This window comes from Frateuria hangzhouensis (assembly GCF_026410505.1).
Lineage (GTDB): Bacteria > Pseudomonadota > Gammaproteobacteria > Xanthomonadales > Rhodanobacteraceae > Frateuria_A > Frateuria_A hangzhouensis.
The window spans coordinates 15,217-30,410 of record NZ_JAPMIU010000018.1; the positions used below are offsets into that span (position 1 = coordinate 15,217).

General features: G+C 68.1%; 16 protein-coding genes. 12 read left to right on the forward strand and 4 right to left on the reverse strand.

Going from position 1 to position 15,194, the window contains the following annotated elements; genetic code table 11:
* Positions 1–62: 62 nt before the first annotated feature.
* The 7 genes from OSC30_RS15230 (at position 63) to OSC30_RS15260 (ending at position 5,724) form a co-directional block, all read left to right on the forward strand.
* Positions 63–1,376, forward strand: a complete 1,314-nt coding sequence (locus tag OSC30_RS15230; RefSeq protein ID WP_267172715.1) for a metal-dependent hydrolase family protein — start codon at positions 63–65, stop codon at positions 1,374–1,376.
* A 151-nt stretch (positions 1,377–1,527) separates the two neighbouring features.
* Positions 1,528–1,953, forward strand: coding sequence for a pyrimidine dimer DNA glycosylase/endonuclease V (locus OSC30_RS15235; protein WP_267172716.1), 426 nt, complete (start codon positions 1,528–1,530; stop codon positions 1,951–1,953).
* A gap of 142 nt (positions 1,954–2,095) precedes the next feature.
* A complete protein-coding gene (gene msrB / locus OSC30_RS15240; protein ID WP_267172717.1) occupies positions 2,096–2,557 on the forward strand; it encodes a peptide-methionine (R)-S-oxide reductase MsrB in 462 nt (153 codons plus the stop codon).
* Entirely contained in the window at positions 2,554–3,063 is a 510-nt protein-coding gene (gene msrA, locus OSC30_RS15245) for a peptide-methionine (S)-S-oxide reductase MsrA (RefSeq protein ID WP_267172718.1), read from the forward strand. The genes msrB and msrA overlap by 4 nt, the downstream gene beginning before the upstream one ends.
* Before the next feature lie 79 nt (positions 3,064–3,142).
* Positions 3,143–3,979, forward strand: a complete 837-nt coding sequence (locus OSC30_RS15250; RefSeq protein ID WP_267172719.1) for an exodeoxyribonuclease III — start codon at positions 3,143–3,145, stop codon at positions 3,977–3,979.
* Positions 3,980–4,080: 101 nt separating this feature from the next.
* Positions 4,081–4,440, forward strand: a complete 360-nt coding sequence (locus tag OSC30_RS15255; protein ID WP_267172720.1) for a DUF1428 domain-containing protein — start codon at positions 4,081–4,083, stop codon at positions 4,438–4,440.
* Between the two features lie 141 nt (positions 4,441–4,581).
* On the forward strand, positions 4,582–5,724 hold the full coding sequence (locus OSC30_RS15260; protein WP_267172721.1) for a TolB family protein: 1,143 nt from the start codon (positions 4,582–4,584) through the stop codon (positions 5,722–5,724).
* 52 nt (positions 5,725–5,776) lie between these two features.
* Here the strand turns inward: OSC30_RS15260 and OSC30_RS15265 are convergent, their stop codons facing one another.
* Together OSC30_RS15265 and OSC30_RS15270 are read right to left on the reverse strand one after the other, a co-directional pair.
* Positions 5,777–7,330: a POT-type proton-dependent oligopeptide transporter gene (locus OSC30_RS15265; protein ID WP_267172722.1), complete on the reverse strand. Its 1,554-nt coding sequence runs from the start codon at positions 7,328–7,330 to the stop codon at positions 5,777–5,779.
* Between the two features lie 140 nt (positions 7,331–7,470).
* On the reverse strand, positions 7,471–8,058 hold the full coding sequence (locus OSC30_RS15270; protein WP_267172723.1) for a TMEM175 family protein: 588 nt from the start codon (positions 8,056–8,058) through the stop codon (positions 7,471–7,473).
* Between the two features lie 281 nt (positions 8,059–8,339).
* Here OSC30_RS15270 and OSC30_RS15275 point away from each other — a divergent pair, with 281 nt between their 5' ends.
* Positions 8,340–8,807, forward strand: coding sequence for an SRPBCC family protein (locus OSC30_RS15275; protein ID WP_267172724.1), 468 nt, complete (start codon positions 8,340–8,342; stop codon positions 8,805–8,807).
* The gene (locus tag OSC30_RS15280; protein ID WP_267172725.1) at positions 8,804–9,136 is read left to right on the forward strand and encodes an ArsR/SmtB family transcription factor; all 333 of its coding nucleotides are present in this window, start codon (positions 8,804–8,806) and stop codon (positions 9,134–9,136) included. Before OSC30_RS15275 ends, OSC30_RS15280 begins: the two co-directional genes overlap by 4 nt.
* A 42-nt stretch (positions 9,137–9,178) precedes the next feature.
* On the opposite strand, the gene OSC30_RS15285 is transcribed toward OSC30_RS15280, so the two are convergent.
* Entirely contained in the window at positions 9,179–11,206 is a 2,028-nt protein-coding gene (locus OSC30_RS15285) for an acyltransferase family protein (RefSeq protein WP_267172726.1), read from the reverse strand.
* A 598-nt stretch (positions 11,207–11,804) separates the two neighbouring features.
* On the opposite strand from OSC30_RS15285, the gene OSC30_RS15290 reads away from it, so the two are divergent.
* The 3 genes from OSC30_RS15290 to OSC30_RS15300 are packed head-to-tail and all read left to right on the forward strand — an operon-like array spanning position 11,805 to position 13,713.
* A complete protein-coding gene (locus OSC30_RS15290) occupies positions 11,805–12,536 on the forward strand; it encodes a hypothetical protein (protein WP_267172727.1) in 732 nt (243 codons plus the stop codon).
* Positions 12,533–12,985, forward strand: a complete 453-nt coding sequence (locus OSC30_RS15295; RefSeq protein ID WP_267172728.1) for a phage holin family protein — start codon at positions 12,533–12,535, stop codon at positions 12,983–12,985. The genes OSC30_RS15290 and OSC30_RS15295 overlap by 4 nt, the downstream gene beginning before the upstream one ends.
* Positions 12,982–13,713, forward strand: coding sequence for a DUF3618 domain-containing protein (locus OSC30_RS15300; protein WP_267172729.1), 732 nt, complete (start codon positions 12,982–12,984; stop codon positions 13,711–13,713). The genes OSC30_RS15295 and OSC30_RS15300 overlap by 4 nt, the downstream gene beginning before the upstream one ends.
* Positions 13,714–13,946: 233 nt before the next feature.
* Here the strand turns inward: OSC30_RS15300 and OSC30_RS15305 are convergent, their stop codons facing one another.
* On the reverse strand, positions 13,947–15,050 hold the full coding sequence (locus tag OSC30_RS15305) for a glycoside hydrolase family 18 protein (RefSeq protein WP_267172730.1): 1,104 nt from the start codon (positions 15,048–15,050) through the stop codon (positions 13,947–13,949).
* Positions 15,051–15,194: the final 144 nt, after the last annotated feature.

Consider the following 15,194-nt stretch of genomic DNA (forward strand, 5'->3'; position numbering starts at 1 on the left):
GCGTCCGGCGGGCGGTCGGTGATAAAAAAGACTGCCAGGCCCAACCCGGAAGGAACACGTCCATGCCATTGCCGCGCCTCCACCGCTCCCTTGCCGCGCTGCTGGGCGGCCTACTGCTCGTTGGCGCTGCCAGTGCCGCGACGTCCAGGTCCGCCGACCACCCCTGGCTGCTCAAGGCCGACCGCGTGTTCGACGCGCGCAGCGAGCAGCCGCACGAAGGTTGGGTGGTGCTCGTGCAGGGCGACAGGATCGCGGCGGTCGGTCCGGCCGCGAAGGTGCCGTTGCCGCCAGGCACGCAGACCATCGAGCTGCCCGGCACCACGTTGCTGCCGGGGCTGATCGACGCGCACTCGCACATCTTCCTGCATCCTTACAACGAGACGCTGTGGAACGACCAGGTGCTCAAGGAAACCCTCCCCTACCGCACCCTGGAAGCCGCGCAGCACGCGCGCGCCACGCTGATGGCCGGTTTCACCACCCTGCGCGACCTGGGCACCGAAGGCGCCGGCTACGCCGACGTGGACGTGCAGCACGCCATCGACCAGGGGCTGATCCCGGGCCCGCACCTGTTCGTCGCCACCCGCGCCACCATCGCCAGTCATTGCTACGGACCCGGCCCGGGCGGGTTTCGCAGCGACCTGGACCTGCCGCAGGGCGGCATTCCGGTCAGCGGCGTGCCGCAGATGATCGACGCGGTGCGCGACCAGGCCGGCCACGGCGCGGACTGGATCAAGATCTACGCCGACTACCACTGCGGCAAGAGCCACGGCTCGGTACCGACCTTCAGCGAAGCGGAGCTGAAGGCCGGCGTCGACACCGCCCATTCGCTGGGCCTGCCGGTCTCGGTGCATGCCACCACGCCCGAGGGCATGCGACGCGCGATCCTTGCCGGCGTCGACACCATCGAACACGGCTACGGCGGCACCCGGGAGGTATTCGAATTGATGAAGCAGCACGGCGTCGCCTTCCTGCCCACGCTGGAAGCCGAGGCCGCCTACGCCAGGTATTTTCGCGGCTGGAAGCCCGGCCTGCCGCCCGACGAAGGCATGCGCCAAGCCGCCCGCGCCTTCAAACTGGCACGGGATGCCGGCGTCACCATCGGCAACGGCAGCGACGTGGGCGTGTTCACCCACGGCCAGAACTACAAGGAACTGGAATGGATGGTGCGCGACGGCATGCGCCCTGCGCAGGCACTGCTCGCCGCCACCGCCGTGGACGCGAAGATCCTGCGGCAACAGAACCGTTTCGGGCAGCTGAAGGCCGGACTCGAAGCCGACATCATCGCGGTATCCGGAGATCCCACCACGGACATCGGCGCCATCGCATACGTTTCCTTCGTCATGAAGGACGGGGTGATCTACAAGCAGCCAGAATGATGGCGCCTCGATCCGGAACCGCGCAGCGGTAGCGGCGCGGGCCGAGGGCACACGTAACCGCAACCGGGGTCCGGCGAAACATGAGTTAACCCGAGCCGGTGTGCGGCCCGGGGCCGCCATACTGCCACCCGCTCCGTTGCCTGGTATTCGCATGCGCCTCTGGACCCTGCACCCCAAGCACCTCGATCGCCAGGGCCTGCTGGCCCTGTGGCGCGAGGGCCTGCTGGCGCGCGCGGTGCTGCACGGCCAGACGCGCGGCTACCGACACCATCCGCAACTGGAGCGCTTTCGCAGCCAAGCAGTACCGGAGTTCGCCATCGACGCCTACCTCGCCGCCGTGCAGGAGGAAGCCAGCGCGCGCGGCTACGCATTCGACCGCAGCAAGCTGGGCGTGATCCGGCCCGTGCCCGCCATTGCAGAGACGACCGGGCAACTGGAATACGAGTGGCGGCATCTGCTGCGAAAACTGGCCGTGCGCAACCCGGCACTCGCCGAGCGATGGCAGGCCGAGCCGCCCGCCTGCCATCCGCTGTTCGTCATCGCGCCGGGGCCGATCGCGCCTTGGGAGCGCCCCTGAGATCACTGCTTGGAACGCTTCCCCGAGGCCTTATGTCCTTGGGACGCGGCGAAGGATTGCGCTACGGCGAAACCGGGGTTTTCCACGCGCAGGCGCCATTCGCCGACCCGCCGTCGATGCACTGCAGCCACACGAGGTAGCCATGTCGACCTACAGCAAAACGCCCGAGGCGCTCGCCCGCCTTACCCCCGAGCAGTTCCGCGTGACCCAGCAGAACGGCACCGAGCGGCCGTTCGACAACGCCTTCAACGAGCACCGCGAGCCGGGTTTGTACGTGGACGTGGTGTCCGGCGAGCCCCTGTTCACCTCGCTGGACAAGTTCGACGGCCATTGCGGCTGGCCCAGCTTCAGCCGCCCGGTGGAAGCGACCCACGTGGTCGAGAAGGACGACACCAGCCACGGCATGACCCGCACCGAGGTGCGCTCCAGCCATGGCGACAGCCACCTGGGCCACGTTTTCCCCGACGGCCCGCGCGAAACCGGCGGCCTGCGGTACTGCATCAACTCGGCCTCGCTGCGGTTCGTGCCGCTCGACGCGCTCGAGCGCGAGGGCTACGGCCACTACTGCAAGCTGTTCGACACCACGAAGGAGGCCCGCCCATGAGCACCGAACGCGCCATTCTCGCCGGCGGCTGCTTCTGGGGCATGCAGGAACTGCTGCGCCAGCAGCCCGGGGTGATCTCCACCCGCGTGGGTTACTCCGGCGGCGATGTCCCCAACGCCACCTACCGCAACCATGGCAGTCACGCCGAAGCCGTGGAGGTCGTCTTCGCACCCTCGCAGATCAGCTACCGCCGCCTGCTGGAGTTCTTCTTCCAGATCCACGACCCGTCCACGCCAAATCGGCAAGGCAACGACCGCGGCGCCAGCTATCGCTCGGCCATCTACTACACCAGCGACGAACAGAAGCGCGTGGCCGAAGACACCCTGGCCGACGTCGACGCGTCGGGCCTTTGGCCAGGCAAGGCCGTGACCGAGGTCGCGCCCGCCGGCGACTTCTGGGAAGCCGAACCGGAGCACCAGGATTACCTGCAGCACTACCCCACCGGCTACACCTGCCACTTCGTGCGGCCGGAATGGAAACTGCCACGCCGCGCCGGGGCCGTTTAGCACGGGCCAGCGCCGGCTCGCACGTCGTCCACGGGAACGGGCGTAGCCTCGACTCGACCTGCCGAACCGGCCCGACGCCATGCGTATCGTTTCCTGGAACGTGGAGAACCTGGCGCCGTGGCTGGATGCGGAACCGGCCGGCTTGCGCGCCATGCACGAACGGCTGGGCTCGCCCGACGTGCTGTGCCTGCAGGAGGTACGCATCCGGCGGCACGACGAGGCGCGGGTCGCCGCCATGCAGGCTGCCCTTCCCGGCTTCGGCTGCCACGCCTCGCTCAACCATGATCCGCACAATGGCCGCTTCCGCGGTGGCCGCGCCTATGGCGTGGCCACCTGGCTGCGTGACGGGCTCGACGCCACGCCGCTGCGCTTCACGTGGGATACCGAAGGGCGCGTGATCGTCTCCGGCCTCCCCGCGCGCGGCCTCGCCATCGTCAACGTCTACGCGGTCAACGGCACCAGCCGGCCGTACTGGGACGCCGAGCGCAGCGGGCTCCACGGCAACCGCCACCAGTTCAAGCAGCGCTTCATCGAACGGCTGGGCCACGAGCTTCAGGCGTTGCGGACCGGTGGTCTGGAGCTCGCGCTGATCGGCGACTGGAACATCTCCCGCACCCGCCAGGACACCACCCCGCGCCTGCGCACCGAAGAACCGCACGGCACCGCGCGCCGCCGCTTCAACGAGGAGTTCATCGCCGGGCTGGATTTGACGGACGCGTTCCGCCACCTTCATCCGGACGCGCATGCCTACACCTGGTTCAACCCGCGCAGCCGTCATCGGCTGGATGCTGCACGGGTGGATTTCGCCCTGCTCAGCCGCGGCCTCGTGCCGCGGCTGGGCGGCGCAGGCATCGACGCCGATCCGGCCGTTCGACGTGGCAGCGACCACGCGCCGCTGTGGATCGAGCTCGCGTAAGTGGGCTTCAGCCCACCACTCTCGCCCCCGGCGCCGCATGTCGAAACGCCGCCGCACCGTTCGTCGTCCCAAGGCACCACCGACACCCGAGGAGATCTGCCATGTCCTATATCGACGGCTTCGTGATCGCCGTACCCACGGCCAATCGCCAGAAATTCATCGACCACGCCAACACCTTCGATGCGTGCTTCCTGGAATTCGGCGCCACTCGCGTGCTGGAGTGCTGGGGCGACGACGTGCCCGAAGGCAAGCTCACCGATTTCCGCCGTGCCGTGCAGGCCACGGCGGACGAAGCGGTGGTGTTCTCCTGGATCGAGTGGCCGGACAAGGCCACCCGTGACGCGGGCATGGAAAAGATGATGAAAGACCCGCGATTCAGCCCCGAGACCACGCCCATGCCGTTCGACGGCAAGCGGATGATCTTCGGCGGGTTCGTACCCGTGGTGGCGATCGGCGCTTAAACAAGGACGACGTACCGCTCGGCTGATGCACGCCGCACCGCTTGAGGCGTGCGCGAACAGGCGCCACCATGGCTTTTTCCCCAAACCTTGACCCGGCGCATACCAGCATTGCCGGTCGCAGGGGCTCAGGGAGATACCACCATGGAACTTCCGCAGTTCGCGCGTCGCCTCGTGGCGCCGCCGCTCTTTGCCCTGGCTGCATCGCTGGCGGCGCTGGCCGCACCTGCCGGCGTTGCCGCCCAACAGGCGCCGGGCGGATCGATTCTATTCACGCAGGTACATTATGGCCCGCTCGGCCAGGACGACCCCGCCGGACCGGACGCCACAAGGTTGTCCCGGGTCAAGGCATCCGGCGGCCATGTCACGCCACTGACGTCCCTGGTCCATCATGTTTTCTATAACGGTGCCCGCTGGTCCCCGAACGGAAGGGCCATCGTCTACGAACGCGAAACGTGGGCGAGCCGCTCTACCCGGTCGCAGATCCATCGCATCGATCGCCAGGGCGGTTCGCACCAGCGTCTTACCCGAGGGGTGTCCAGGCATGACAATCCCGTATGGGGACCGGGCCCTTGGGTTGCCTTTGTCGAGGGCGGCTGGGGCGTCGACCAGTGCCTTGCCCTGGTCAGGCCCAATGGCGACAACCAGCACATCCTGTTCTGCCCGCCGCAATCGGCGGGCCTGAGTACGCCCCAATGGTCCCCCAACGGCAGGCAGTTGTACGTCGAGGCCTATTACGAGACCACGGGCGGCGGACTCGACAAGCCCGCCTTGTCGGACCTGTACCGGGTCAACATCAACACGGGCCACGCGACGCTGGTATGGCGGCTGAAATCCGGCGGGGGCGAGTCGTACGCGAGTCTGGGCGAACTTTCGCCCGACGGTTCGCGCGGTATCTACCACTACGACGATGGCCGGGAGCTACTGATCAATTACCGCACCGGCAAGTCGCTGGTGATCCCCGGTTCCTCCCCGAGATTCTCGCCGGATGGCAGAAAAATCGCCTTCCACCGCAAGGTCGATACGCCGGACTTCCGGGATTTCGGCGCCATCTACGTGATGTGCGCCGACGGCACGGACGTGCGTCGGATCACCAACACTATCGTGCCGGATGACTTCTACTCGGTCGCCGACTGGTCCGCGGACGGATCACAGCTCTTGCTCAATCGAAAACGCAATACAGACCAGGGACAGAGCTACACCATCCACATCATCGACCTGAAGACGCAACGGATCAGCTACGTCGCAACCGGCACGGCCGGGAAAGGCGCATGGTCGCAGCCGTAAACATCGGCAGGGCCTCGCTCTCCGCACGCGGAGAGCCGAGGCCAGACCGGCGTCAGCCCGGACGGTAGTAATCGCGCTCCCGGTACGTCCGCGCATACAAGCCGAACGCCAGCGCCGCCAGCAACGCGAAGGCGGCAAAGAAGAACATCTGGAAGGCGATCGTACTCAAGCCGCTGCGGGCGATCGAACCGGTCACCGCATCGTTGCGCACGGCCGCGTTGGCCAGCAGCACCCACAGGTTGCCGATGGTGGTGGTGAGGTTCCAGAAGCTCATCACCACGCCTTTCATCGAGGCCGGCGCCTGGCTGTAGGCGAACTCCAGGCCGGTGGCCGAGACCAGCACCTCGCCGAAGGTCAGCAGCGCATACGGCAGGATCTGCCAGGTGATCGACAGCGCGTCGCCGCCGTCGAGCGCCACCTGCAGCCCGCCGATCACGATCCAGGCCAGGCCGCTGAAGGCGATGCCGGCGGTCATGCGGCGCAGCGCGGTGGGCGCGTAGCCGAGCCGGCGCAGCAGCGGATACAGCACCAAGTTGTTGAACGGGATCAGCAGCATCACCAGCATCGGGTTCAGCGCCTGCATCTGCGCCGGATGGAACCAGTCGGGCATCGTCATGCGCCCGCCCTGCACCACCCAGGTCGAGGCCTTCTGGTCGAACAGCGAGAAGAACGGCGTGGTCAGGGCGAAGATCACCAGCACGCGCAGCACGTTGCGCGCGCCGTCCACCGCCGTATCCGGATGCATGCCCCGGGCGCGGTCCATCTGTATCCAGGCGCCGCCGCCGATGCCGGCGATCAACGCCACCAGCGCCAGGCAGGCCGCAATCACGAAGCCCAGGCCCGGGATCAATCCGAACGACGCCACCGCCACCAGCACGCCGGCACCGGCCACCCACAGGCCGGGCCGCGCCTGCCCAGGCCGCCGGCTGAGCAGCGCCGTGCGCACCACGCGCGAGAAGGCGTCCTGGTCCGGCGGTGCTGGCGGCACCATCACGTACTGGTGCCGGCCCAGCCAGAACACCACCGTGGCGACGAACATCAGCGCGCCCGGAATACCGAACGCGATCGCTGCGCCGAACTGGCGCAGGAAGATCGGCATCAGCAATGAAGCGAAGAACGACCCGAAATTGATGATCCAGTAGAACGCGTCGAACACCACCTTGGCCAGGTGCTTGTTGGACTGGTCGAACTGGTCGCCGACGAACGAAGCCACCAGTGGCTTGATGCCGCCCGCCCCCAGTGCGATCAGCCCCAGGCCGATGAAGAAGCCGAGGCGGTGGTCCTCGAACATCGCCAGGCAGGCGTGGCCCAGGCAATAGACCAGGCTCATCCACAGCACGGTGTGGTACTTGCCGAAGAAGCGGTCGGCGATCCAGCCGCCCAGCAGCGGGAAGAAATACACGCCGATGACGAAGCTGTGGAACACATCCTTGGCCGCCAGCGTGCGCTCGGCCTCGGGCATGTAGGCCAGCAGGCTGCTGATCAGGAACGGCGTGAGAATGTTGCGCATCCCGTAGAACGAGAAGCGCTCGCAGCCTTCGTTGCCGATGATGTAGCCGATCTGCCGCGGCAGGCGGCCGCCCCGGTCATGGGTGGTGGTGCTCATCCGGACTCCCCGTAAACAGCGAAAAAGACCGGCGCGTGCCGGCCTCGATCACCCGACTCTACCAAGAACCGCCCGCCTGTCTGGCACCGCGCGCAGGACGCGCTTTCCGCCGACGTCAACGGCCGCAACGGGCGCGGTTCCTAGCTGTCGCTGTGCCCGCCGATGGCGCCTTCGATGCGCCGGTCGGGCACCAGCCAGATCAGCGCGACCACCGCGTACAGCAATTGCGCGATCCAGGCGGCCCGCAGGGTGGCCAGCAGGCCCAGCGCATACAGCACCGGCGACAATTTGGCTTTCCAGTCGTTGCCGATCGCGCGCCCAAGCAGCGAATCGTTGCCTTGCAGGCCGACCAGCATCTGCTGCAGCAACCAGTACGCCAGTGCCGCCATCATCAACACGATGCCGTACGCCGCGGTGGGCACGGTGGCGAAATGGTTCTCGCCCATCCAGGCGGTGGCGAAGGGAAACAGCGACAACCAGAACAACAGGTGCAGGTTCGCCCACAGCGCCGCGCCGGAAACGCGCTGGCATGCCGCCAGCATATGGTGGTGGTTGTTCCAGTAGATGCCCACGTAGACGAAGCTCAGCACGTAGCTCAACAGCACGGGCACCAGCGGCGCCAGCGCCGCGAGCGTGGTCTCGTGCGGCACCTTCAGCTCCAGCACCATGATCGTGATGATGATCGCGATCACGCCGTCGCTGAAGGCTTCCAACCTTCCCTTGCCCATCGTGGCCTCCGTCTGCCCCGCCTCTTTGGCGGCCGCGTCCTGATCTGTCCGTCGGCGAGAACGGGCATGTCGGCCAGCGCGGGAAACCCGGCAACCGGCGCGTCACCGGAATCGGCCCCGCCACTGTCCGCGCAGGTTACTACGCGGCCTTCGCCACCGATGCGGGGGCCACCATCGCCAGGACGCGCCGGAGCAGAGCCCGATATCGCCCAAAAAGCGCAACCTTAAGGTTGCATTACTGCAGAGGCAGGCGCAGGCTACGTGCAACCAGGAGGTGGCATATGAATGATCGCATCGAAAAGCGGATCGAGCTGAAGGCGCCCGTAGCCCGTGTGTGGCACGCGCTGACCGACCACGAGGCATTCGGCACATGGTTCCAGGTAAAGCTCGCTGGGCCGTTCGAACCCGGCAGGGAGGCGATCGGCCGGATCACCCATCCCGGCTTCGAACACGTCACCTGGCGGGCGGTGGTGAAGGAGATGGTGCCCGAACGGTTGTTCTCGCTGACCTGGCATCCGTTCGCCGTCGATCCGGAAGTGGACTATGCGTCCGAGCCGCAGACGCTGATCGAATTCCGGCTCGAGCCGCATGGCGACGGCACCCTGCTGACCTTGACCGAATCGGGCTTCGAGCGCATTCCCGCGCACCGTCGCGACGAGGCGTTCCGCATGAACGACGGTGGCTGGACCCAGCAGATGGAAAACATCCGCCGCTACGTCGAACAGGCCCCGCCCGGACGCACCGCGTGAACCGTCCGCCGCGTACTGCCGCACGCACGGCCAGCGTGTTCGCTGCGCTGGGTGACCCCACCCGGCTGGCACTGGTCGACCGGCTCAGCGACGGTTCGCGCCGCTCCATCGCCCAGCTCAGCGCAAGCCATCCGCTCTCGCGGCAGGCGGTCACCAAGCACCTGCACGCGCTGGAGGAAGCTCGCATCGTGCAGCACGAGCGCGTCGGCCGCGAGCGCCTGTACGCGCTCGACCCTGCCCCCATCGAGGACATCCGCCGCTACATCGACCGGATCTCCCACCAGTGGGACGCCAGGCTGGCCCGCATCAAGGCGCTGGTCGAGTCCTGAGCCGCGGGACGCCGGCCAGCGTCAAGGCGGACAACGGCGCACCTAATGGGCGCCCGCCGCTCCGACCAGCGGGCCGGCAACGGCTCCGTCTTCCGCCGAGGACAGTCCCAGCGGCGTAGCGAACACCGCACTTGCGATCCGGGCACCGGCAGGCGTGAGGTGCTGCTGGTCGCGATACAGCAGGCGGCCATGCAGCGCGATGCGGCAACCGTGCGCTCCGCATAGCGCTTCGTGCGGGTCGACCAACTGCGCGCCGGTGTCGCGCGCCACCCGTTCGAGCACGGCCAACGCCGGCGCGTCGGCCTCCATCTCGTCGCCGGCGACGAACCCGCATCCCTCCCCGCCGACGATGCCGTTGAGCGCAGCGCGAAGCGGGTTCACGCAGGCCGCCATTTGCTTCACCGGCAGGAACTCGATGAACGGCACGTCGCGCACGATCAGCACCCGCTTGCCGTGGCGCTGCAATGCCCGCACCGCGCCGGACAGGCCGCGCTGCAGCAATACCCCGGGTGGCGCGTCGGGGCCGCTGGTCGGGGCGTAGAACACTTCGCGCATGTCGCCGGCGCGCCAGGCGCCGGCGATGATGACGGTGCCGATCCTCGGGTCTTCCTGCAGGATCTTCATGACGCGGCGATCGAAGCCCGCGCAGTCGGCCATCTGCTTCGGCTGCTTGGGCACCCGCCGGCTCACTCCGACCAGGAACGGGCAAGAGCTCCTGGTCAGTTGCGCCACGCCCATGCCCCCACGCGCCGCCACGGCACGGATGCCCGGCGCGAGTGCGGCGGCATGGCTGTCGCCGACCAGCGCCACCAACCGGCGGTCGGCGCCCTTCGGATAGCACTTGTCGGACAGGTGCGGCTTGGCACCGTGGAGGGCCAGGCATGGATCGGCCAGACGCGTGGTGTCCGCGCTGGCAACGAACCCGCCCGGCCAGCGCTGCGGGTAGCCGTGCAGCACATAAGCCGAGCCGGTCGCCACCGCCACCAGGCCCATGGCGGCTGCAAAGCGCCACAAGGTCGTGGAGGCGGGCGCACGACTGCGCCGGAACGGCTGTTCGATCCACCGATAGCTCGCCCACGCCAGCGCCACGGACACCGCCAGCAGCACCAGCCGAAGCGACAGCGACGGTTCGTGCACGAGCACCAACCGGGTCACGCTGATCAGCGGCCAATGCCAGAGATAAAGCGAGTAGGAAATCAGCCCCACGAAGCGCATGACCGGCGCGCTGAGCAAACGGCGGTTGATGATCGACTGGTGCGTATCGAGCAGCAGCACCGTGCCAAGCACGGGCGGCACGGCGACCAGGCCGGGAAAAGGCGTAAACCGGTCGTAGGCAAACACGGGAACCACGATCAATACCAGGCCGGCGACCGCCCGCAGCTCGGTACCGATGCCGGCGCCGCGCGGGGGTGCATTGCCGCGCGTGCGCTCGATGTCGCGCATGCCCAGCAGCACGCCGGCCGCCAGCTCCCAGACGCGCCCGGGCAACAGGAAGAACGCCGCCTGTGGCTCGTTGCGCACTCCCCACACGGCCAGGCCGAGCGAGACCACGATCAACCCGGCCATCGCGATCATCCGTCCGCTGCGCCGCAGCCGGGGCAGCAACATCAGCACCAGCGGGGCCAGCAGATAAAACTGCTCCTCCACGCCGAGCGACCATGTCATCAGCAGCGGGTTGAGGTCCGCCACCGGGCGGAAGTAGTTGATCGAGTACCAGAGCTCTAAGTTGGACGCCGACAGCACGGTCGCCACCGCGGTCGCACCGAAATCGCGCAACCCGTCGGGCGTGGCCACGACCATCATGGCCAGGAACGTCGCGGCCAGCACCGCCAGCAGCGCCGGCACGATGCGGCGCGCGCGCCGGACGTAGAATGTCCGATAGGAGAAGCTGCCCTGCAGCGCTTCGCGGTAGATCAGGCTGCCGATGAGGAAGCCCGAGATGACGAAGAACACGTCGACGCCGATGAAGCCGCCCGTCGCCGCAAATCCATAGTGATAAGCGGCCACGCTCATCACGGCGATCGCCCGCATGCCGTCGATATCCGGGCGATAGCTTTTCAGTGCCGCCATGCTTCCTCCCTGTGTCGAACGGCACCCAACCGCGGAGCGGATACCCCATCCCATCCCCGGACAAGCATGGCGCCAGCCATCGGCCACGCCATCCCCAAGCGGCGCGGACCCGGCAAGCAACCTCGGGCCCGTGCGCGCGCTAAGCGCGGACGCTTGCACGGCGGTCGTGCAATCGAGGTGAACCATCGCAACCGATTCGGACGTCTCATCCATGGCGTCGGTCAAGCGCCCTTCAGCTTCATGACGACGCCAACCCATCGCTGCCGTCCCGCTTCGCGGACCTGCCGGCAACGGATGTCCCGACGCAAAGGCCCGCGGCAGCGGGATTCGGCGTGCGCGCCAGCCGGGCGCCTGCCTGTGCGCCGGGCCCCTGCTTCCTACACGCGCCGAATACGACCAAGCGTGACGTTCGCGCCGCGCATTCTAGACAGCCCTGTCATGGCGTCTGCGCCATGCTTCTTCCCGGAGATGGCGCATCGCAAATGGACGTCCAAACCACGGCGGCATCCGGTCGCGGCGCTGCCACGGACACCACCGCCGCCCTCGCCCACGGATGGCACGCGAACGGGTGGCCGTCGATCCCACCGAGGAAGCGCAGATGAACACACCCCAGGACAGCAGCCACCGCCCGTCCGCCCGCGGACCGGCCCAGGGCTCTTCGGGCGGCACGCAGGCGTCGGGCACCCGCGACCGCGCCGAGGAGCTCGCCGACAAGGCTCGCGCCGAAGGCCAGGAACAGGCGCAGCACTACCGCGACAGGGCGGCCGACAAGGTCGATACGTTTGCCGACAGCGTCAAGGCCGCCGCCGCTCAGATGCAGGATGATGACGTGGCGCACCTGTCCGGACACATCAGTGACATGGCCGACGGCCTCGGTCGCATGGCCGACGGACTGCGCGAAAAGAGCGCCGACGAGATCCTGCACGACGTGCGCCGCATCGCGCGCGAGAACCCCACCCTCTTCATCGCCGGCAGCATCGCGGTCGGCTTCGGCATCACCCGTTTCGCGCGCGCGTCCGCGAGCGCTGCCACCGATCGCGACCGTCGGCCATCCTACCGGGCCACCGGCGAACGCCCGGGCGACACCCGCTGGACCGATCCCGATGCGTCCGTGCCGGGTACCACGGCGCAACCGGCAACCGGCAACGCCACCATCGACACTACCTCGCCCGGGGGCCTGACCGGCGCCATTCCCGCAGCCCCCGGCCCCTCGGCGACCAGCGCCGACGCCATCTCGGCGCGTGCGGGTGCTGCGGCAAGCGACGGCACGGCAAGCGGGGCGCGCGACGCCCCGTCATCGGACATCCAGCGCGGGAGCCATCAGCCATGAACAAGTCCTTCGAACGCCCCCAGACCTTCGACAACCCGCCACTGCGCGCCGTGCCTTCGCGCGAACGCGAGGAAGACTGTTCCATCGGCGGCCTGCTCAAACAGCTGGCGCGCGAGATCCCGATGCTGTTCACCAAGGAGCTTGCGCTGGCCAAGGCCGAGATGCGCGAGAACCTGCGCGCCACCAAGGCCGGCGTAGCGGCGGTGGCCACCGGCGGCGCGGTGATGCTGGCCGGCCTGATCGTGCTGCTGATGGCGGGCGTGTACGGGCTGGGCACCGTACTGCCGGCGTGGTTGTCCGCGCTGATCGTCGGCGCCGCGGCGCTGATCGTGGGCTGGGTCATGGTCAGCGCCGGCAAGAAGCAGTTCGAGACGTCATCACTCAAGCCCGACCACACCATCGATTCGCTGCACAAGGATGCCGACGCCATCCGCGGGAGGACGCCATGAACACCGCCGACCGCATCGAAGCCGAATCGCACAAGGATCCCGCGCGCCTGGAACGCGAGATCGACCAGCAGCGCGCGGACATCAACCACATCGTCGATGCGCTGGAAAACAAGCTATCGCCCGGCCAGCTGTTCGACCGGCTGTTGCACTACGGCAAAGGCAACGGCCGCGAGGTGGCGCAGAACATCGGCAACGCGGTGAAAGCCAACCCCGTGCCCGCGCTGCTGACTTCCGTCGGGCTGCTCTGGCTCTACGCCAGCCGCAACGACCCGGCACCCATGCCAGGTACCGGCCGCGATGCCTACACCGGCGCGGGAGCCGGCGACGGCGAGGGCATGATGGATCGCGCCCGCGAGCTGGGCGAGGAGGTATCGGACGGTGTCTCCAGCACCTGGAACCAAGCCCGGTCGCGCGTCAGCGGCACCGCCTCGCGCATGGCCGACAGCGCTCATGGCGCACGCGATTCGTTGATGCACCAGAAGGATCGCGCCGTGCAGGGCTATAACCACTTGCTGCATGACAACCCGCTTGCGCTGGGCGCGATCGGCATCGCCGTCGGCGCGCTGCTTGGCGCCGCGTTGCCCACTACCGAACCGGAGAACCGGCTGATGGGCGAAGCCAGCGACGACCTCGCCGACAAGGCCAGGGACGCGATGCACACCGGCGCGGAAAAGGCGCGCGATGTCATGCACGATGTCGGTGAACCCAAAGACCAGGTACGCCACTAGCGGCGCCAGAGACAGCGGCTTTGCCCGCGTGGACGAGCGCCGCTCAGCTGTAAGGAGCGCCCCCTGTGCGCGACCGCCATGCCAGGGTGTGGCGCGCGTCGCGCGCACGGTGCGCTCCTGCAGGCGCGCGGCGATTGGTCAACGTCGTGGCAGAGGGCCAAACCTCCGCACCGGGCCGGTCCCATGGCGGCGCCGTGGCTTCCCCACCGCTCCAGCGCACCCCGTCGCGATAGTCATTGCAGCCCTTCCCAGATCGCATCCACCAACGCCCCCTCGGGATCGTGCGCCTGTTCCCAGTACATCATCCCGCCAAGCCGGTGCGCCTTGACGTAGGCCGCCTTGGCCGCGATCGAGCGCGGATCGTCGTAGGTGACGAACCGGCGCGTCCGCGGGTTCCACAACCAGGAGGCCTTCGCCTGGGCGTCCCAGTGGCGCTCGAAACCGTTGCGATCGATGTAATCGCGCACGAGTTGCGGCCACGGGTGCTCGCCCTCGTAACGGTCGTAGTGCTGGTACAGGCCATCGTGATCCGCCTTCACCCCGGCGAACTCGCGTCCATAGAAAGCCGCGCCCAGCAACAGCTTGCCGGGCGGCACACCGGCGGCGAGATACTGGCGGACCGCGCCGTCCGCACTGCGCGCATCGGCTGGCGCCAGGCGTGACCAGTAGAGGCCGGTGTGGTGGCCCGTGGTCGGCGTCATGCGGTTGACGAAGTCGTAAGTCATCAGGTTGAACCAGTCCACCCAGGGCGCCACGGCGGCGATGTCGACGCCGTCGGCAAACGGCCCATCGGCCACGGCCACGCTGAGCGCGTAATGCCGACCCTCGCCGGCGGCTGCATCGAGCGCCTGGCGCAGCGCCTCGAGCAGCAGCGGAAAGCGGGTGCGGTCGGCCGGGCTGGACGCAATGCCCGATTCGCCGTGGCCGGGATATTCCCAGTCCACGTCGAGCCCGTCCGCGCCGTGCTCAGCCACCAGTCGTGCTGCGCTCCGCGCGAAGGCTTCGCGGCCTTCGGCCGTCGCGGCCGCCTCGGAGAAGCCGCCCGCGCCCCAGCCGCCCACGGCAATCATCACCTTCAGCGACGGCTTCGTGCGCTTGAGCGCGAGCAACCGCTGCAGCCGCGGCCCGGCGTCGGCGTCCAGCACCACGCGTCCGTTCTCGACGCGGGCGAAGGCGAAGATCAGCGTGTCGATGCGCTCGAGGGTGCGTACATGCACGGCCTTCCAGTCGGTGGCATAGCCGACCACGCGGTAATCGGCGGCCTGCGCCGTGGACGCCGCAGCGACCAGCGTGCAGGCCAGCAGGGCGAGGACGAACTTCGGCAGGCGCAAGGCCATGGCATGGGCTCCTCTGTCAGAAGCCAAGCATGCCACGCTGCCTTCCGGTCAATGGTGAGTCGGGGCCTTGCAGCCGGCCGTACCGCTGGTAACTTGCCCATCCTGAGCGGCTCACGCACGACACAGACTGCGAAGGAGAACCCC